The organism is Pseudoclavibacter sp. RFBB5, from assembly GCF_002931555.1.
In the GTDB taxonomy this organism is placed as follows: domain Bacteria; phylum Actinomycetota; class Actinomycetes; order Actinomycetales; family Microbacteriaceae; genus Pseudoclavibacter.
Genome location: NZ_PSTZ01000005.1, coordinates 159,807 through 177,966 on the forward strand (window position 1 = coordinate 159,807; position 18,160 = coordinate 177,966).

At 68.4% G+C, this 18,160-nt stretch carries 19 protein-coding genes; 11 read left to right on the forward strand and 8 right to left on the reverse strand.

The window, feature by feature from the left end:
• The first annotated feature begins 115 nt into the window (after nucleotides 1–115).
• Nucleotides 116–574: a hypothetical protein gene (locus C5B97_RS05805; protein ID WP_146080742.1), complete on the forward strand. Its 459-nt coding sequence runs from the start codon at nucleotides 116–118 to the stop codon at nucleotides 572–574.
• Between the two features lie 190 nt (nucleotides 575–764).
• Here the strand turns inward: C5B97_RS05805 and C5B97_RS05810 are convergent, their stop codons facing one another.
• Nucleotides 765–1,121 carry a zinc ribbon domain-containing protein YjdM gene (locus tag C5B97_RS05810; protein ID WP_104311180.1) on the reverse strand — a complete coding sequence of 119 codons (357 nt, stop codon included), beginning with the start codon at nucleotides 1,119–1,121 and terminating at the stop codon, nucleotides 765–767.
• A gap of 136 nt (nucleotides 1,122–1,257) precedes the next feature.
• Between C5B97_RS05810 and C5B97_RS05815 the strand changes: the two genes are divergently transcribed.
• Both C5B97_RS05815 and C5B97_RS05820 read left to right on the forward strand, forming a co-directional pair.
• Nucleotides 1,258–1,629 carry an SdpI family protein gene (locus C5B97_RS05815; RefSeq protein WP_104311181.1) on the forward strand — a complete coding sequence of 124 codons (372 nt, stop codon included), beginning with the start codon at nucleotides 1,258–1,260 and terminating at the stop codon, nucleotides 1,627–1,629.
• 133 nt (nucleotides 1,630–1,762) lie between these two features.
• Nucleotides 1,763–2,731 carry a DUF4190 domain-containing protein gene (locus C5B97_RS05820; RefSeq protein WP_146080744.1) on the forward strand — a complete coding sequence of 323 codons (969 nt, stop codon included), beginning with the start codon at nucleotides 1,763–1,765 and terminating at the stop codon, nucleotides 2,729–2,731.
• Nucleotides 2,732–2,786: 55 nt separating this feature from the next.
• Here the strand turns inward: C5B97_RS05820 and C5B97_RS05825 are convergent, their stop codons facing one another.
• From C5B97_RS05825 to C5B97_RS05845, 5 genes are read right to left on the reverse strand one after another with little or no spacing between them, the layout of a single operon-like run.
• Nucleotides 2,787–3,176, reverse strand: coding sequence for a hypothetical protein (locus C5B97_RS05825; RefSeq protein ID WP_104311183.1), 390 nt, complete (start codon nucleotides 3,174–3,176; stop codon nucleotides 2,787–2,789).
• Nucleotides 3,173–3,472: a cupin gene (locus tag C5B97_RS05830; protein ID WP_104311184.1), complete on the reverse strand. Its 300-nt coding sequence runs from the start codon at nucleotides 3,470–3,472 to the stop codon at nucleotides 3,173–3,175. The genes C5B97_RS05825 and C5B97_RS05830 overlap by 4 nt, the downstream gene beginning before the upstream one ends.
• 43 nt (nucleotides 3,473–3,515) lie before the next feature.
• Complete coding sequence (locus C5B97_RS05835; RefSeq protein WP_104311185.1) at nucleotides 3,516–3,716, reverse strand: hypothetical protein; 201 nt, start codon at nucleotides 3,714–3,716, stop codon at nucleotides 3,516–3,518.
• A 37-nt stretch (nucleotides 3,717–3,753) separates the two neighbouring features.
• Complete coding sequence (locus C5B97_RS05840) at nucleotides 3,754–4,896, reverse strand: NAD(P)-binding domain-containing protein (protein ID WP_104311186.1); 1,143 nt, start codon at nucleotides 4,894–4,896, stop codon at nucleotides 3,754–3,756.
• Complete coding sequence (locus tag C5B97_RS05845; protein WP_104311187.1) at nucleotides 4,889–5,380, reverse strand: MarR family winged helix-turn-helix transcriptional regulator; 492 nt, start codon at nucleotides 5,378–5,380, stop codon at nucleotides 4,889–4,891. Before C5B97_RS05845 ends, C5B97_RS05840 begins: the two co-directional genes overlap by 8 nt.
• Nucleotides 5,381–5,476: 96 nt before the next feature.
• Between C5B97_RS05845 and C5B97_RS05850 the strand changes: the two genes are divergently transcribed.
• The 5 genes from C5B97_RS05850 (at nucleotide 5,477) to C5B97_RS05870 (ending at nucleotide 8,806) form a co-directional block, all read left to right on the forward strand.
• Complete coding sequence (locus tag C5B97_RS05850) at nucleotides 5,477–6,565, forward strand: LLM class flavin-dependent oxidoreductase (RefSeq protein ID WP_219819769.1); 1,089 nt, start codon at nucleotides 5,477–5,479, stop codon at nucleotides 6,563–6,565.
• Nucleotides 6,558–7,328 carry an NADPH-dependent F420 reductase gene (locus tag C5B97_RS05855; RefSeq protein WP_104311188.1) on the forward strand — a complete coding sequence of 257 codons (771 nt, stop codon included), beginning with the start codon at nucleotides 6,558–6,560 and terminating at the stop codon, nucleotides 7,326–7,328. The genes C5B97_RS05850 and C5B97_RS05855 overlap by 8 nt, the downstream gene beginning before the upstream one ends.
• Nucleotides 7,329–7,424: 96 nt before the next feature.
• Nucleotides 7,425–7,607, forward strand: a complete 183-nt coding sequence (locus tag C5B97_RS05860) for an antitoxin (RefSeq protein WP_104251373.1) — start codon at nucleotides 7,425–7,427, stop codon at nucleotides 7,605–7,607.
• A gap of 216 nt (nucleotides 7,608–7,823) precedes the next feature.
• Nucleotides 7,824–8,351 (forward strand): hypothetical protein, encoded by a 528-nt coding sequence (locus tag C5B97_RS05865; RefSeq protein ID WP_104311189.1) that lies wholly within the window; start codon nucleotides 7,824–7,826, stop codon nucleotides 8,349–8,351.
• A gap of 62 nt (nucleotides 8,352–8,413) precedes the next feature.
• Nucleotides 8,414–8,806 (forward strand): hypothetical protein, encoded by a 393-nt coding sequence (locus C5B97_RS05870; protein WP_104311190.1) that lies wholly within the window; start codon nucleotides 8,414–8,416, stop codon nucleotides 8,804–8,806.
• 139 nt (nucleotides 8,807–8,945) lie between these two features.
• Here the strand turns inward: C5B97_RS05870 and C5B97_RS05875 are convergent, their stop codons facing one another.
• On the reverse strand, nucleotides 8,946–13,538 hold the full coding sequence (locus tag C5B97_RS05875; protein WP_104311191.1) for a metallophosphoesterase: 4,593 nt from the start codon (nucleotides 13,536–13,538) through the stop codon (nucleotides 8,946–8,948).
• Nucleotides 13,539–13,728: 190 nt separating this feature from the next.
• Nucleotides 13,729–15,057 carry an NAD(P)/FAD-dependent oxidoreductase gene (locus C5B97_RS05880; RefSeq protein WP_104311192.1) on the reverse strand — a complete coding sequence of 443 codons (1,329 nt, stop codon included), beginning with the start codon at nucleotides 15,055–15,057 and terminating at the stop codon, nucleotides 13,729–13,731.
• A 223-nt stretch (nucleotides 15,058–15,280) separates the two neighbouring features.
• Between C5B97_RS05880 and C5B97_RS05885 the strand changes: the two genes are divergently transcribed.
• The 3 genes from C5B97_RS05885 (at nucleotide 15,281) to C5B97_RS05895 (ending at nucleotide 18,073) form a co-directional block, all read left to right on the forward strand.
• Nucleotides 15,281–16,132, forward strand: coding sequence for an ABC transporter permease (locus tag C5B97_RS05885; RefSeq protein ID WP_104311193.1), 852 nt, complete (start codon nucleotides 15,281–15,283; stop codon nucleotides 16,130–16,132).
• A gap of 64 nt (nucleotides 16,133–16,196) precedes the next feature.
• Nucleotides 16,197–17,252, forward strand: coding sequence for an ABC transporter substrate-binding protein (locus C5B97_RS05890; protein ID WP_104311194.1), 1,056 nt, complete (start codon nucleotides 16,197–16,199; stop codon nucleotides 17,250–17,252).
• The gene (locus C5B97_RS05895; RefSeq protein WP_258068010.1) at nucleotides 17,249–18,073 is read left to right on the forward strand and encodes an ABC transporter ATP-binding protein; all 825 of its coding nucleotides are present in this window, start codon (nucleotides 17,249–17,251) and stop codon (nucleotides 18,071–18,073) included. The genes C5B97_RS05890 and C5B97_RS05895 overlap by 4 nt, the downstream gene beginning before the upstream one ends.
• Nucleotides 18,074–18,160: the final 87 nt, after the last annotated feature.

The following is an 18,160-nucleotide window of genomic DNA, read 5'->3' on the forward strand; positions in this document are numbered from 1 at the left end:
TCGATTTCTTCGGAAAGAGTCCGCGCGGCCAAGATCGGAAGGCTGCAACAGGGCAGCGAAGTAACTGGGGGAGAACATGGGATTCTGGGGCGACCTTCCGACTTGGATCACGACTGTGGCCGTTGGCCTCGCGGTCTGGCAGTTCTGGCACGAGCGGCAAAGGCGGCGAGCAGAGGTGGACCTTGATCGCCGCGCGCAGCCTTCGCGCCTCACCACATGGGTCGTGGCCAGAATCGGAGACCAGCCGTACCCCATTTCTCGTGGGGTGGTCGTGAATAACCACTCCGGTACGTCGTTCAACAGTGTGCAGATCTCAGTGAAGTTCGATAATCAGGAGATGAAGCCAATCAATATCAGCGTACTGCCGCCAGGGGAATTCTTCGTCGAGTTTGATGCCAATTCGAAGAGGTGGAATTTTGCTGAGCGTTGCGAAGATGCCAAGGCTGATGGCACCTGGTTGCGTCCCGTGATGCAGACAGAGAAGTACACCGTGGAATCAGTTGAGTTCTCTGACAACAAAGCTCAACGTTGGCGGACGAACGACCGAGCGATTCTTGAGCTCGTCGCCACGTGAGCCCCGGGCATGGCAACTTGTGCGCGGAACGTCAGCTGAACGGAGCCGGGGGCTCGCGCAGACTCGCGCTGGCCTTGGTCAGTCGTAGGTCGAACGAGTAAGCGGGGCGCGGTGCGTGGCGTCTCCTCGACGCCGTTCTGTCACGGAAAGGCGCCCGGCGGATCGATTTCGAGGGGCGGTCCGCCGGTCGTCAGACGATCTTCTTGACCACGCTCGACTTCAGCTGCATCTGCCCGAAGCCTGGCACCTTCGCGTCGATGTCGTGGTCGCCGACGCCGTCCGTGATCAGGCGGATGCCGTTGACCTTCGTGCCCACCTTGACCGTTCCGCCGCCTGCGCCCTTGACCTTGAGGTCCTTCGCGATCGTGACGGAGTCGCCGTCGGCCAGCACGTTCCCGACCGAGTCCCGAACCTCGACGTGTGCCTCGGCACCGTCGGCGTCACCGGGCGCCCACTCGTGGCCGCACATCGGGCACACCAGCAGCGCACCCATCTCGTAGGCGAGCTCGCTCGCGCACTCGGGACACGGGGGAAGCTGATCAGGCATCGAGGCTGACCTCCAGGAAATCTTGCCGAACTCGGAACGTCGACAACGCTAGGGCACGAGGCGTCGCCGCATCGAACGATGGCGTCGGAAACCCGAGAGGGAACGCGACGACGGCCTGCTCCGTACGATGGTGCAGATGGATACCCCCTTTGCCGTTCGAATCGTTCTGGCAATCGTCATGGCCGGATCCGGGCTCCTCACCATGTGGATGGCCCAGGCCGCCGCCTCGGGCCAGCTGAAGCGGAACGACATCGCCGGCATCCGCACGCCGAGCACGATGTCGAGCGACGTCGCCTGGCTTGCGGCGCACGTGCGGTCGAAGCGCGCCACGATGACCGCCGGCATCCTGGCGCTCGTGACCGGCCTGGTGGTGATGATCCCGATGCCCAACCCGGTCATGATCGGGGTTGTCTTGGCGGGATGCGCGGCCCTGCTCGGGTTCGTCCTCTACGGCGCCCGCGTTGGCGTCCGAGCGGCGAAGGCGGTCGGAAGAAGCTCGCAGAGCTGAGGCTCTCACTTAATGCATCGAGATGTTCGCGGTCTTCATCGGGTTGGCAATCCGGGGACTGCCCGGGGATACGCATCGTGAGTATTTTCCCTAGCCTTCAGGCAACTCCCAGTTTCCGTCAGAAGGTTTCCGAATGTCCCTTCCTCCAGCAGCACCCAACTTCGGTGCGCAGTCGCAACCTCAGCCTCCGCAGAACGGGTACGGCCAGCAACAGAATCACCACAGCTTTCTCCCGGCTCAATCAGTTGGGAGGAAGCTCAAGGGGCTCGCGGTGACGGCCCTTGTAGTCGGCATCGTCGCTTTCCTGATCGGGCTCGTTCCGGTTCTTGGATTGCTCGTCGGGTTCGTGGCGATCGTGTTCGGTGTTCTCGCTCTCAGCAAGGGGCAGAGCCGGCCCATGGCGGTCGTTGGAATCGTCCTCGCGTCGTTGGCTGTGGTCGCGTCGATCGGCACCACGATCGGACTGGGCGGTTCGGGAGATGCAGACGAGCCGGTAGCGGCCGTTGCGACGACGGAAGCGACCGCTGCCGCAGAAGTAGAAGCTGTCGTCGAAGTGCCCGCTGAACCCGTTGAGGAGGCCCCCGCGGTTACTCCCACGCAAGCGCCGGCGGAGCCGGTTCCAGCTGACGCCTACGGTGGTTACCCCGACCAGCAATTGTCATTTGTCACGGTCGCTGATCAGCACCTGGACGCTTACGACGCAGCGTCTACAGAACTTCAGGAATCGGAAGCCATCCGTTCGAGAGATGCAGCGCTCTGCGAAACCGTCCCTGGCGGTGCTACCCAGCAGTGGGTGGGCAAGATCATTGAGATCGGGGCCAACGATGAGGGCAAGGCGCACGTTCGCATCGAAATTGCGGAGAACATGGTCTTCCAGACCTGGAACAATGCGTTCTCGGACATTGGCGACAACACTCTGATCGAGCCTGGGACTCCGATGTTCACCGCCCTGACCTCAATGGAGGAAGGGCAGCTCGTCACCTTCTCTGGGACGCTCCTGACCGGTACCGACTCGTGCCTCAAGAAGGCGAACCTGACGGACGCCTTCTATGCCGTCGACCCGAACTGGCTCATGGTCTTCTCCGACATCCGCGCACAGTAAGACTTCGAGTGAACTGAACCGTCGTGGCTGCTGCCAGAGCAGTGGCGACGACGGTTCATCCGCGTCCGAACGACTCCACCTGAGTGCGCTCGCCGGCGCTGAACTCCTCCAAGGCACGATCGAACGTGTACGACGAGGCGCGGAACATGACGGACTCGTCGTCCCCGACGAGGATCATGCCGCCGACGCGAACCGCGCGGAACACCGCGACCCCGCCCTCGAATGGCACCGCGCGCAACGGGTGAGGGGACTCCTGACCGGCCTTTGCCGCCATCACGCCGAACAATCGTCCGGCGGTCAGCGCGAGCCGCCGCTCATCTGGCGTCAGCGCCACGAACGAAGGGTCGGTCTCAAGGTTCTGCTCAGTCCCGGGCTCCTCGGGGTCTCGTTCGGGAACCGCGTCGGAATCTCCGGAACCGGAGTCGACGCTGTTTGCGTCCCTCACGCGACGGAGCCCTTCGCCTCGACCTCCACGAACGTGAACTGCTCGTCGCGGTCGTTGACGATGTTGTGGTGCGCGCCGGCCTCGCGGCTGTAGCTGACGCCCGCCGTGCACTCCATCGCGAACGGATCGGCGGTCTTGGTCTCCACGGTCAGGGTCCCCGTCGTCTGCGGCACGACGACGTACGGCATCGTGTGCGTATGCCAGCCGGTCTCAGCACCGGGAGGGAAGTGCCACTCGGTGACGCGGAATCGGTCGTCATCGACCTGGACGGTTGGGGTGGCGGCGGGGCGGGTCATGACACGACGCTAGCGGTCGCGATCGCCGGGCGTGCCCGTCCGCCTAGTTCTGCTCCTCAGCAGGGTCCTCTGCTTCCTGCTGCGTCTCCTCGGTGCGGTCGCGGAGCTTGTCGGCCATCGCGGCCGCGCCGTCACGGCCGTGCTCGCCCTCGACCTCCTCGATGATGTCGCGCAGGTTCTCGTCGCCGGTCGAGGAGTCGCTCGAATCGTCGGACGCGGGGGATACGTTCTGTGGGGTGGTCATGGCGCGACCGTACGCACCGAGGCTGGGCGGCCGCAGATCATCGCCTGACTGCCGGCTCCCGTGGTCCCACGGTGTGCTCGCTCCGCCCCAGCTCGAGCTTCTCGATCGCTCGCGCCGCATCCCGTCCCGCCCGGTTCGCGCCGACCGTCGACTGAGACGGCCCGAACCCGATGAGGTGGATGCGCGGCTCGTCGGCGACCTGCGTGCCCCGCATCGTGATGCCGCCGCGCTCGTTGCGCAGCCCCAGCGTGTCGAGGTGCGCGAGGTCGGCGCGGAAGCCGGTCGCCCAGAGGATCACATCCACGGGCGTGAAGGTGCCGTCGGCCTCGCGCACCCCGCCCGGTTCGATCGCGGTGAACATGGGCCGCCGCACGAGCGCCCCGCGGTCGCGCGCGGCGATCGCGTACGACGACCAGCCGAGACCCGTATACGAGACGACGCTGCTCGCCGGCTCGCCCGCCTCGACGTCGGCGATGACCTTCGCGATCGTGGTCCGCCCCTCAACCTCCGGGTCGAAGCCGCCCTCCAGGAACACCGGCTCGCGCCGCGTGTACCAGAACGTCTGGGCCGTGCGCGAGATCTCCTCCAGCTGCTGCACGGCTGAGATGCCGCCGCCCACGACAGCCACCCGCTGACCCGCGAACTCCTCCGCCGACACGTAGTCGCGCGTATGCAGCTGGTGCCCCGCGAAGGTCTCCTGGCCCGGGATGCTCGGCAGCAGCGGGTTGTTCCAGGTGCCGGTCGCGTTGATGATCGCGCTCGCCCGCCACACGCCGGCCGTATCGGTGCGCACGAGTAGCTCACCGCGGGGGTCGTCGTCGACGCGCGAGACGTCGAGCACCCGAACCGGTCGCACGATGGGCAGCGGATGCGCCCGCTCGAACGCAGCGAAGTACCGCGGCACCGCATCCCGGCTCGGCTCATCGTCGCTGCCGGGCGTGCGCGCGAACGTCGGCAGGTCGAAGATGCCGTTCACGGTCGCCATCGTCAGCGACTCCCACCGGTGCTGCCACGCGCCGCCAGGCTCGGGGTTCGCGTCGAGTATCACGAAGGTGCGTTCCGCTCCAGGCTCGTCCAGGGCACTCACGAAGCCGCGCCGCTGCAGGTGGAACCCCGCTGAGAGCCCGGCCTGCCCGGCGCCGATCACCACGACCGTCGCGGAGCGGGCGTTGTCAGCCAAGATCGGACCCGCCCTCCGACTCGTCGAGTCCCAGATGCCCGCGAAGCGTGTCCGTCAGCGCCTCGACCTGAGCGAGCTGTTCGGGGGAGAGGGCGTCGAGGAACAGCTCCTGCACGGCCTTGAGGTGCGGGACCGAGCCGCGGCGGAAGGCGGTCGCCCCTTCTTCGGTGAGGCTGACCACCGACCCGCGCGTGTCCTCGGGGCACGGGTCGCGGCGCAGCAGCCCGCGCTTCTCCATGCGGCCGAGCTGATGCGAGAGGCGGCTGCGCTCCCAGCCGATTGACGCCGCGAGCTCGGAGGAGCGCAGTGAGCGCCCCGGCGCCTCGCGCAAGGCGAGCAGCACACCGTAGTCGCCCGTCGACAGTGCGGACTCGCTCTGCATGCGGCTCGCGAGGCGGGAGTTGAGCACGCCCGTCGTCTCGATGAACCCGCGCCAGACGCGCAGCTCCTCGGCGCTGATCTGCGTTCTCGGCGATGCGTTCATGAGGCCTCCAGGGTTCGGAATGCCTCCATCATGCCATGTAGTTGACATATCAACTACCCTGGCGCATGATTGACGCGTCAACTACTTGGAGGAGCCATGAGCACGCAGCAGGGAACGCAGATGAGCGCAGTGGATGCAGGCCGGTTCCCGTTCGAGATCGGCCTCAACTCGTTCGGCGACGTGCCGAACGTCAACGGCACGCCCCTGTCGGATGCCGAGACGGTTCGCCTCCTCGTCGACGAGGCCCGCCTCGCCGAGCAGGTCGGCCTCGACGTCTTCAGCATCGGCGAGCACTACCGCGAGGGCTTCGTCGACTCCGCGACCCCCGTGATCCTGGCCGGCATCGCGACCGCGACCGAGCGCATCCGCCTCGGCTCTGCCGTCACCGTGCTCAGCACCAATGACCCCGTTCGCCTCTACAACGAGTTCTCCACCCTCGACGCGCTCTCGAACGGGCGCGCGCAGATGGTCGTGGGCCGCGCATCCCAGACCCAGTCGTTCCCGCTCTTCGGCTACGACATCGCCGACTACGAGCAGCTCTTCGAGGAGAAGCTCGACCTCTTCATGCAGCTGCAGCGCAGCGACTCGGTCACCTGGTCGGGCAGCGTGCGCGCGCCGCTCGTGAACCAGACGCTGCACCCCACCATGCGCCCCGGCGGCATCCCCACCTGGGTGGGCGTCGGCGGCAGCCCGGACTCGGTCGTGCGCGCCGCCCGCTACGGCCTGCCGCTCATGCTCGCCATCATCGGCGGGCAGCCCGAGCGCTTCGCCGGCAACGTCGACCTCTACTTCCGGGCGCTCGAGAAGTTCGGGATGCCCGCGAACCGGGTCGGCCAGCACGCCCTCGGCCTCGTCGCCGAGACGGACGAGGAAGCCGCCGAGACCTGGTGGGAGTCGTGGAAGCCCATGGTCGAGATGATGGGGAAGGAGCGCGGCTTCTACCCGCCAACCAAGGAGCGCTACCTCATGGAGCTCGAATCCGGCGCCCTCTTCGTCGGCTCGCCCGACACGGTCGCCGCGAAGATCGCGCGCATGGTGGAGGTTCTCCGCATCAGCCGCTTCGACCTCAAGTACGACGTCATCGGCCTGCCGACGGAGGCACGCGCCCAGACCATCAGCCTGCTCGGCACCGAAGTCGCACCCCGAGTGCGCCGACTGCTCGCGAAGGAGTCCATCAATGTCTGACCTGCAGCTCGACCCGAGCGACCGCAGCGAGGCCCTGCCCACCATCGGTATCCTCGGCGCCGGCAAGGTCGGCACCGTGCTCGCCCGCCTCCTCATCGGCAACGGCTACCGGGTGCTCATCTCGGGTTCCGGGGCGCCGAGCAAGATCGACCTCATCATCGACGTCCTCGTGCCGGGCGCGACCACGGGCACGAGCGCTGAGGTGGCGGCCGCGGCCGACGTCGTCATCCTGGCCCTGCCACTTGGCAAGGCGCTCCCGCTCGGCGAGCGCGAGACGCTCCCGCTCGACGAGCTGCGGGGCAAGCTCGTCATCGACGCCATGAACTACTGGTGGGAGATCGACGGCGTGCGCGACGACCTCAACGACCCGACCGTCGCGACGAGCGAGCTCGTGCAGCGGCTCCTCTCCGACTCGCACGTCGTGAAGGCCTTCAACCACATGGGCTACCACGACCTCGACGAAGGGCCGAAGCCGACCGATGCCCCCGGCAGGCGGGGGATCGGCATCGCGGGTGATGACGATGCCGACCTCGCGGCAGCGGCAGCGCTCGTGGATGCGGCCGGCTTCGACCCCGTGCGCGTCGGCACCCTGCACGAGAGCTTCCTGCTGCAACCGGGCAGCGAGCTCTTCGGCGCGAACTTCCCCGCCGACGAGGTTCGTGCCGCCGCCGCGCGCTTCCCGACCACCGAACGCGGCCTCGAGCTCGCCGCGCAGCGGGCCGAGAACGACCGGACGGTACCAGCGGACACCGTGCGAGTCTGACCGGACATCAAGCTCCCGCACACCCCGCATCCACGTGCGGATGCTCAACTCGATGCAACGCAATCGCGTTGATCCGACGAAGCGAAGGAGACCACCATGGTGTTCGAGAACATCGGCGACAAGGCAGCCCAGGCAGCGAACAGCGAGCAGGGCGAGCAGCTCACCGACCACGCCTTCGACGCGGCCGGCGACCACGCGGAGACCGCGATCGGCAACCAGCACGACGAGCACATCCAGAAGATGCGTGACGGCGCTGACGCGGCAGTCGGCAACGAGTAGCGACGAGCCACTAGCTCGCGCGACAGCACAGGAAAGGCCCGCCACCGGCGGGCCTTTCCTGTGTCAGGGCCGCTTCCTGAACGAAGCATCCATGATCCTGGGCGTCCCGTGAATCCATTTGACTGACCCCAGACCCAGCCTCATAGGGTCGAAGACGTCGGGCCACAACCGGCACTCACGCAACATGCACTCGATGAGCACACTCACGGAGGAAACATGAAGCTGAAGAACACCGTCACCCTGGCCACATCCATCGTCGTCGCTGGAGCCCTCGGCGTCGCAGGCAGCACCGCCGCGAACGCCGCCCAAGCACCTGTCGTCACCGCAGCGTCCGCCACCGCCGACAGCGGGGGCTACTCGCAGGAAGCATTCGCCGCAGAAGTCGAATACACCGCCTCCCTGAGTGCCGAGGAGCAGGACGCTCGCGTTCAGCAGCTCATGGCAGAGGCGAGCGCCGAAGCAGAGGCCGTCGAAGGCCGCGCCGCGCTGCCGCTCATCCCGTTCGCGGTCGTCGCGGCCTGCATCGGCTCCGCCGGATACGGCGCCTACTCGACGTACAAGTCCGGCGACCCCGTCGACTTCATCGCGCAGACCGTGATCGGCTGCATCCCCTTCGGCGCCGCAGCCAAGCCCGTCGTCGTGACCCTCATCAACGCCAACAAGCCGCTCGTCATCTCCGGCCTCAAGGCGCTCGGCCTCGGCGCGAACTCCGCCATCATCCTGGCCCTCGGCGGCGACAGCTGAGGCAGGTCAGCTGAGAACACGTCCACGTCCGCAGGCGACAACCACGAACAGGAGTCCCACTCATGAGCAGCAGCACTGAACAGCGAGACGGCAGCCGACTGGCCGTCACGGCGTCGGCGGTCTTCTTCGGCGGCACCGCCGCCACATCCGCCGTGCACAGCACGGCAGGGTGGGCGGATGCGCTCCTCGCGGGTCCGGTCGTGCTCGCGCTGATCCTGCTCGCCGCGACAGCGTGGGTGGCGCGATCCCGTCCGGCCGCCGCCAGCCGCCGCGCATCCGCGACCTACCTCGGCGTCGCCCTCGTGGCCAGCATCGGGATCGCGGTCGTGCTCGCGCTCACGGGCGCCGAAGCTGGCCTCCTGCTCTACGCGCTCCCGCTCGGCTCGGCGCTGCAGCTCGCGCAGCTGGCACGCTCCCTCACCGAGGGCCGGGCAGGCCGACCCGTGAACGGCTGACGGGCGCGCAGCGGCACGTCGCACGCCCCGAACGACAGACTGCGGGCGGTGGAACAGAGGTTCCACCGCCCGCAGTCTGTCGTTGTCTCCGCGCCAGCTCGTCGCTGTCAGCGAGACGCTGTCAGCGAGACGTTGCCTGCTAAACGTTGCCTGCGCGACCTCGCCGGATGAGCGTGAGTGCGGCGCCTCCTGCGAGGAGCGCGAGCGCCCCGAGGACCCAGGCCAGCGTCGATCCGTCGGCGCCCGTCGCAGCGAGCTCGTCGCCAGCGGCTTCGGATGCATCCGGGCCGTGCGCCTCACCCGTGCCGTCAGCCTCACCAGAGCCATCAGGGGAGTCGCTCTGCTCAGGATCCGATGGTCCCTCCGTCTCGGAAGGGCCTCCCGGAGCAGACGTCTCGCCGGGCTCACCGGGCACGCCAGGCTCGCTCGGCCCCGGCGTCTCTCCGGGCCCCGTCGCTTCGATGACCGTCAGCTCGGACACCCGCGACAGGCTCACCGCACCGAACGGGTCCGCGGTGCGCACGTACCAGCCGAGCTCGCCGAGGGGCGCATCCGCCCAGCTTGCCGTGAGGGTGGTGCCGCTCGCCACGTCCTGGAACGACGCGATCTCGTCGCCCGTGAGGATCTCCGCGGAGAAGGAATCCGTGCCGAGCGTTCGCTCGCCGGGTTCGATCCCCAGGTCCGCGTAGGCAAGCTCGAACTCCTGCGGCGCATCCGCGAGGCTCGGGTCGTCCGAGTTGTGCACATCCAGCGACGGCGAGTAGGTGCGCACGATCATGCGCTCGCCCTCGTTGTCGAAGTGCATGAGGCGCAGGAAGCCGAGGCCGCCCTCCGGCAGGCCCTGGTAGTCGAAGAGCATCGAGTGCACCTTGCGGTCCGGGGTTCCGTCGCCGTTGTCGTCGAACTCGTCGACCCGCGTGAACGCGTCGTGGTAGTGCCCCGAGATGACCATCTTGACGTTCGGGTTCGGCGCGACGATCTCATCCATGACGCGCTGGGGGATCTCACCGAGACCGCCGGTCGTCAGCATGAACTCGTGCTGCGCGATCACCGCGACCCGGTCGGGGTGCTCGGCGAGCACCTCGTTCATCCACGCGATGCTGTCGTCGTTCGGCAGCCATCCCGTGTAGAGCATGAGGAAGTCGATGCCGCCAGCCGACACCAGGTCGAAGTGGCCGCGGTTGTCCTCGTAGGAGCCGCCGTACCAGGGGTTGCCCGCGAAGCGCTCCTCCCCGAAGTACTCGCCGTAGTACGAGTAGTCCTCGAGGTCGTTGCCCACGTCGTGGTTCCCGGCCAGCACGCCGTACGGCAGGCCGGCGTCGTCGAGGCGCTGGTACTCGGGGTCGGCGTTCTCCCACTGGTAGCGCTGGTCGTAGTCGTCGATGATGTCGCCCGTGTGGAACAGGTACTGCAGGTTCAGCTCCTCGCGCTGCTCCAGCAGGTAGGAGTGCATCGCCTGCTGGTGCTTGTACGGCTCGCCCTCCATCGTGTTCTCGTTGTAGTACTGCGTGTCCGACTCCCAGGCGAGCGTGAAGTCGTACTCCGAGCGGGGCGTGTCCGCCTCGTTGTTGGGGGTCACGGGCGTCGTGCGGTCGCTGAGGTTCTCTCCGGCGAAGCCCTCCGAGTGCTGCACGAGCACCTGCACGCTCCCGTCGCGGGCGTACGAGGCCGCAGCCACGGTGCCTTCGAGGGAGATCTTCTCGTCGTCGGCGGATGCGGTGTGCCGGGTCACCTCGTCCCAGCCGCTCCCGTCCGCTCGCAGGGCGGAGAGGATGACGGTGCCGTCGGCGTTCGCGGTGCCGTCCCAGCTGACGCGCACCTCCGCATCCTGCTCGCCGTCCCGCAGCGCGACGTCGAAGAGCTGATACGGGAACTCGGCGTTCGAGGTCACCTCCGCGGTCAGGCCATCGACGCTCGCGAGCTGCTCGAGGGGCTGCCCGGTCGCGACGCTCGTCGGGTCGCGGTCGACGCTGGCCGCGTCGTTCACGGTTCCAGCTGCCGTCGTGACGCCGCCATCAGCGAGGTCCGCCCGGCGACCCTCGAGGAACGTCACGTCGAGCGCGTCACCGGTCGGGTCCTCGACCTTGGCCTGCAGCTCCACGCCGCCCGCCTCGACCTCGGCTCCCTCGGCTGGCCAGATCGACGACGAGGAGGGGTGCTCCTCGGGGGTCGTGAACTTGGTGCGCCACGTCTCGGCGTTGCCGAGCGCATCCGTCGCCGTCACCTCGACCTCGTGGCCGCCCGCGGGCAGCGTCACCGAGGAGGTGGTGTGCGGCAGCGCGATCGGCGCGCCGTCGAGGGTCGCGGTGACCTCGCGGACCCCGGACCCGGCGTCGCTCACCTGGGCCTCGATGACGAACTCGCCCTGGTACTCGCCGCCGTCGCGGAGCTCGGAGGAGACGGTGGGGGCGGTGTTGTCGACCAGCACCTGCCTGGTGACGCTGTCGGTGCCGTCGGTCGCCGAGATCTCGACGGGGCCATCCGCCGCGCTCGTCGTGTCCCACTGCGTCGAGGCCGCGGCGAACGCGTCGTCCGGCAGGGCGAAGCGCGCGTCGTAGAAGTCGTACTTCCCGGCGCTGTCGCCCATGGCCAGGCGCAGAGCTGGGTCGTCGTAGCCGATGGGGCGCAGCGTGCGGCCGTCGGGCAGCACGAGGCGCAGGTCCCAGACCGTGAAGTCGTCGTTGTTCTCGGCCTCGTCGATTTCCGGCGCCTTCTTCGAGCCGGCCCAGATGCTCACCACGAGCTCGTCGCCGAGCTTCGTGTACTCGAGCGGCACGGGCGTGACGATGGTCTCCGACCCCTCGTAGATGCCCTGGTCGAAGATCGTGAGCACGTCGTCGCCCACTCGCACGCCGTTCTTGAAGTAGTAGTCGACCCCGGTCGCCTCGAAGGCGAAGACGGGAGCCCCCTCGAGCGACGGCGACGTCTGCTGCCGCTGCCCGCCGATCGACAGCTCGATCGGGCTCGGGTACCGGTCACCCGCAGCGGCGATCGTCGTGGTGCCGCCCACGTACTGGCCTTCGTCGACGTTCAACCGCACGGGGGCCGAGCTCGCGCCGGCCACCTGCACCCGCCGCGGCTCAGTGACGACACGGTTGGTGCCGTCCGAGACCGTGACCGTGTACTCGTACCAGCTCTTGCCCGTCAGGTCGGCGACGTTCACCGAGGTCGTGAACATGCCGTCGCCCGCGTCCGTCAGGTTCAGCTGCACCGGGGTCGCGTCGACGTCGTTGCGGAGCTCGACGGCGACGGTGCGCAGCTGCGTCTCTTCGCTCGCAGCGAAGCGCAGCTCGAAGTCGGCGGCCGGGTCGATCTCGGCCGCGGTGCGGTCCTCGATGGTGGGCGGCGTCGCATCCGCCGGGACGATCGTGAGCCCGGCCGGCACCTGGTCGGCCTGCACCGAGCCCGGGGTCGCCGGAGCGAGGTCGAGGAGGTCCTGCTTCGTGAGGTCCGCGGCCGACGTCGTGTAGCGGATGCCCTGATCCGCCTGCGTGTCATCGGTGCCGGGGGTCACGTTGTAGAACGCCTGGTTGACGGTGTGCCCCGTGTTGGTGGCGATCTCCATGCCGCGGGCTCCGCTGTTCGCCATGCCGCCGGAGAAGACCTCGACGAGGTTCTCGCCGAGCGTCAGCTCGGTGCCGAACGTGGCGTTGAACTCGGCATCGCCGAGGTCGTCGTTCTGGCCGTTCTTCACCCACAGCACGAGGGTCTCGCCGGCGGGGATGCTGACCTCCGCCGGGGTGGCGGGCCAGAGCGCGGACGTGCCGCTGTCCGGGTACAGGTAGGTGAGGGCATAGTCGCCGAAGCCGATCGCCTCGCTCGACGCGTTGTACACCTCGATGAACTCGTAGCCGTCGCCCGTGCCGACGTTGCTCGAGTCGGGGAGCAGCTCGGTGATCTGCAGCGGCGACGTCACGACGCTCGCGTCCGGCTGCGGGTCGAAGCCCGGTTCTGGTGGGAGCGTGGGCGTCGGCTCCGTGGGCGTCGGCTCGGTGGGTTCCGGCTCGGCGGGTTCCTCCTCGCCGTCCTCGGGCGCGCCGGGCTGGAGCGCTTCCGGCACGACCACGCCGGGGGAGCGCTCGGCCTGCTGCCCGAAGACGTCGAGGCTCAGCTTCGAGGCTTCCTCAGGCACCCGGAAGTGCACGGCGAGGTCCTCGCCCATGGAGTCCTTGGGTGCATGCGACCACGAGGTCAGCGCCTCGCCGCGGAGCACGCGGATGCCGCGGTCGCCACCGTTCGCCATGCCGGCCTGGCCGGTCACGCGCGCGACCTGGACGCCCGCATCCACCCCGTGGTGGTCGCGGAACTCGTCGACGGTGCGGGCCGACGAGTCGACGGCCCCGTTCGCGCTCGTGTAGCTGAGCCAGAGCACGGCGGTCTCGCCCGGCGCGAGGACAAGCGGCTCCTCGACGCTGAGGGGGACGTCTCGCGACCGGTCGTCCGAGTCGACGTACGAGTACGCGAACGAGTAGCCCTCGGCCGCGAGGTCGACGGGGGCCGCCGACGTGTTGTGCACTTCGAAGTACTCGAAGTTGTCATCGCCGACGTTGTTCGCGACGATCTCGGTGACGATGATGGCGGACTGGCCCGCGTCTGCGGGCGACGAGACGGGCGCCGCTGGCAGCCGGCCTGAGACGGCGGCGGACGCGGCGGGGGCCACCGTGAGGACGGCGGCCGCGACGCAGGCGGTGGTCAGCGCCGCGAGCGGGGCCCTGACGTGGTGGCGTGGCATGGGGGAATGCACCTCCGGGAGCATGTGGGGGACCCGGGGAACCGTATGACTCGCGAGCAACCGGCCGGTGACCTGAGGTCGATGGCAGGTGACGGGGAGGTTGCCGACCACGTTACCGACGTCTGCTACCGCGCGAGGCGGGGCGGGGTCGCCGACTGGTGACCCCGCCCCGCCTCCGTACATCAGGTGGTCAGCGGATGCGCGTGCGCAGTGCTTCCGTCGACGTCACGCCCTCGTCGATGACCGCGCGCGCGGCGTCGCGCAGTGCCTCATCCTCGCCGACGTCCCAGAGCAGCACGCCAACCGGGGCACCCGAGTCGTCGCGGTAGTAGAAGACGCGGCTCGCGTCGGACTCGCCCGATTCGGGCAGCTCCGCCTCGAGCACGTCGAGGTCGGGATCGAGCGTGCCGACCGCCTCCCACCGCGTGCCGAAGACCATCGAGTAGAAGTACGGGGTGTGCGAGTAGGGGTCAGTGGCGCCTGCCATCGAGCGGCCTACGGCGGTGCCCATCTCGGTGGCGTTGTCGACGTGCTCGACACGCGTCTGCCCGAGCACAGGGTCGGGGTAGACGGCGATGTCGCCGGCCGCCCAGATGAACGGGTCGCTGGTGCGCAGCTGCTCGTCGACGACCACGCCACCCTCGTCCACGACGAGGCCTGCCTCCTCCGCGAGGTCGACGACGGGGGTCACACCCAGCCCGAACACCACGAAGTCGGCCTCCGTCTCAGCGCCGTTGTCGAAGACGACCGTGACACCCGTGGTGGCGGTCGGCGATGCTCGCACCTCGGCGGCGGCGGCTTCCGCCGCGACCCCGTCGGCGGCCTGCGCGGACGCATCCTCGAGCGTGTGCGCATCCGCGGCCACCTCGAAGTCGGCACGCACCTCGTCGCGCACCGCCTCGACGCGGCGGCCCGGGATGAGGCCGACGCCGTGCTCGACGTAGAGCTCCTGGAATCGCGACGCGAGGGCGGGCGGGAAGGTCGACGCGCCAAGCACGTCGTCAGGGAACACCAGGTCGACCTCGACGTCGTTCTGGGCGAGGGCGGCGGCGATCTCGGTGCCGATGTAGCCCCCGCCGACGACGACGGCGTGCGAGCCATGGGCCGCCAGCGCGCGGAGGCGTCGGTAGTCGCTCGCCGAGCGGAAGAAGAAGATGCGGTCGCTCTCGGGGGCGGCCACCTCGACGGGCTTCGAACCGGTCGCGATCAGCAGCCTCCCGTAGGTGATGGTCTCACCGCCGCCCGTCGTCACCGTCTTCGCTGCACGATCGATGCCGGTCGCGAGGGTCCCGAGCATGATCTCCGCGCCTGTCGCCTCGCTCGTGCCGAGCGGCGTCTGGTCCCAGGTGAAGTCGGGGTCGACCCAGAGCTTCTTCGACAGCGCGGGCCGCGCGTAGGGTTCGTCGACGTCGGCGCTGAGGATGCCGATGGTCCCCGCCTCGTCTCGTTCCCGGATGCCGCGGGCCGCCGCATCCGCCACCATTCCGCCGCCGATGATCAGGTAGTCGTAAGCGCTCATGCCATCGAGGCTACGAACCGCGCTCGGGTGGTGGCTGGGAAGACCCGCGCCACGCGGATGCGTTCGGGAACCCCGGGGCCCACCGCCACGGAAAGCGCTCCCTGCATCACTGACGGTTGTCTCGCGGATCATTCCGCGTTATGTTTGAGCCATCGGGAAAGCGGTTACCGCCAGTCGCTCCCTCACCCGAATCCAACTCTTACAACGCTGTAAGGAGCTCCGCATGACGAGCGCTACCACCAACACCCCGGTCATCGGCTCGCCGAGCGATGCCACCCGACCCGTCCCCGCGAAGCGACGCTCCATCGCCAAGGGGCTCTCCGGCTACACCTACCCGGCCATCTTCCTGATCGTCGCCTTCGCGGCCTGGTGGGCCGTGACCGAAACCGGAACCGTCGCCTCCTACATCCTGCCCTCGCCGGCCGACACGCTCGCGGCGTTCACCGACAACCCGCAGTACCTCTGGGACAACACGTGGGTGACCACGGTCGAGACCGTCATCGGCTTCGCACTCTCCGTGGTCCTCGGCATCGCCGTCGCCGTCATCATGGTCTACTCGCGCACCCTCGAGCGCACCTTCTACCCGCTCATCCTCTTCGCGCAGGTCATCCCCAAGATCGCCATCGCGCCGCTCTTCATCGTGTGGATGGGGTTCGGGCCCGAGCCCAAGATCCTCGTCGCCGTGCTCATGGCGTTCTTCCCGATCGTGATCGCCGGCATCAGCGGCCTCCGCACGATCGACCCGGAGATCCTGGAACTCACGAGCACCATGGGCGCCTCCCGGTGGAAGACCTTCGTGAAGGTGCGCTTCCCGGCCGCCCTCCCGGAACTGCTCTCCGGGATGAAGGTCGCCGCGACCCTCGCCGTCACCGGTGCCGTGGTCGGCGAGTTCGTCGGCGCCAACGCGGGCCTCGGCTACGTCATCCTGCAGGCAAACGGCAACGTCGACACGGCCATGCTCTTCGCAGCCCTCATCATCATGTCGCTGCTCGGCATCCTGCTCTTCGCCGTCATCCTCGTCGCCGAGCGCTTCCTGGTGCCCTGGCACGCCTCACGCCGCAACCTCGAAAGCTGACCCGCGCCCCGCGCTGCAGCGTCCACCCACCCAAGACCCCGTACCGAACTACGAAAGGCCCCTCATGTCAAAGAAGACAATCCGCACCGGGCTCGTCGCCGCCGTCGCCGCCAGCGCCTTGCTGCTGACCGCCTGCTCGGGCAACGCATCCACCGAGCCCGCAGCCGGAGGAGGTGACGCAGGAGGCGAAGGTGGCCTCACCGACGTGACCCTCATGCTCAACTGGTACCCGTACGGCGAGCACGCGCCGTTCTACTACGGGGTCGAGCAGGGCATCTTCGAAGAGCACGGCATCAACCTCACGATCCAGGCAGGTCAAGGGTCGACCAAGACGGCACAGGCCGTCGGCCAGGGGCAGGTCGACTTCGGCTGGGCCGACACCCCCGCCGTGCTCGCGAACATCGACAAGGGCGTGAGCATCCGCAGCGTCGGCGTCTTCCTCCAGACCACCCCGTCCGCAGTGCAGGTGTTCACCGACTCCGGCATCGCCACGCCCGCCGACCTCAAGGGCAAGACGATCGCGACCTCGGCCGGTGACGCGCCGACGACGACCTTCCCGCTCTTCCTCGAAGCCGCCGGCCTCGAAGAAGGCGACGTCACGCAGCAGAACCTCGACGCCGCCGGGAAGATGGCGGCCATGATCAACGAGCAGGTCGACGGCCTCATCGGCTTCGCGCACGACCAGGGCCCGACCATCGCCGCCCAGAGCGGCAAGGATGTCACCTACCTCAAGTACTCCGATGTCGGCCTGAACTTCTTCAGCAACGGCCTCATCGCCAACACCGACCTCATCGAGAGCGACCCCGATCTCGTCGAGAACATGGTCGCGGCCACGTCCGAGGCGTACGCGGCCGCCACTGAGGCCCCAGAAGACGCGGTCGCCGCGATGGATGGCAAGGACCCGCAGATGCCCGCCGCCGAGGTGCTCATCGAACAGTGGAACAACACCATCCCGCTGCTCACCTCGCCAGAGAGCGACGGCAACGCCCCCGGCGTCAACACGACCGCCGACTGGGAAGCGACCATCGACGTCCTCTCCACCGCGGGGCTCATCGACGAGGCCAAGCCCGTCGAGGAGTACTTCGACGCGAGCTTCGAGCCAAGCGGAGCGGCAGAATGAGCATGACGATCAACGAGCGCACCGCCCCCGCCTCGACCGGCGGCAGCCAGGACTACCTCCTCGGCATCTACGACGTCGGCATCCGCTTCGAGACGAAGCGCCGCAGCGTGCAGGCGCTCCGCGACGTCGACCTGCACGTCCGCAAGGGCGAGTTCGTCTCCATCGTCGGGCCATCCGGATGCGGCAAGTCGACGCTCCTCCGAGCCGTCGCCGGGCTCACGATCCCGACCGAGGGCACCATCGAGCTTCGCGGCTCCCGCGTCACCTCGCCGAGACAAGATGTCGGGTTCGTGTTCCAGCGCCCCGCGCTGCTGCCGTGGCGCGACGTGCGCGGCAACATCATGCTGCAGGCCGAGATGCGAAACCTCGACAAGGCCGCGGCGTCCAAGCGCTGCGACGAGCTCCTGGAGCTCACGAGCCTCTCCGACTTCGCCAAAGCGCTCCCGCACGAGCTATCCGGCGGCATGCAGCAGCGTGTCTCGCTCTGCCGCGCTCTGCTGCATGACCCCGATGTGCTCCTCATGGACGAGCCCTTCGGAGCGTTGGATGCGCTCACCAGGGAGCACCTCAACGTCGAGCTCCAGCGCCTCTGGGCGCAGACCGACCTGACCGTGCTCCTCGTCACGCACTCCGTGCCTGAGGCGGTCTACCTCGCGAGCAGGGTCGTCCTCATGGGGCCGCGTCCCGGCACGATCATCCAGGAGTTCGACGTCGATCTTCCTCGCGAGCGCGAGTACGAGCCGACCCTCGAGGACCCGCGGTTCCACAAGGTCGCCGGCCGCATCCGCGAGCTGCTCGGCAGCCCCATGGGTGGTGACTGACAGCCCCCGAACCGGCGACAGCCACGCGCCGGGCCCGCTCACCCCACGGTGGGCGGGCCTCTTCGCGCGCGAGAGTCTCTCGCCAGA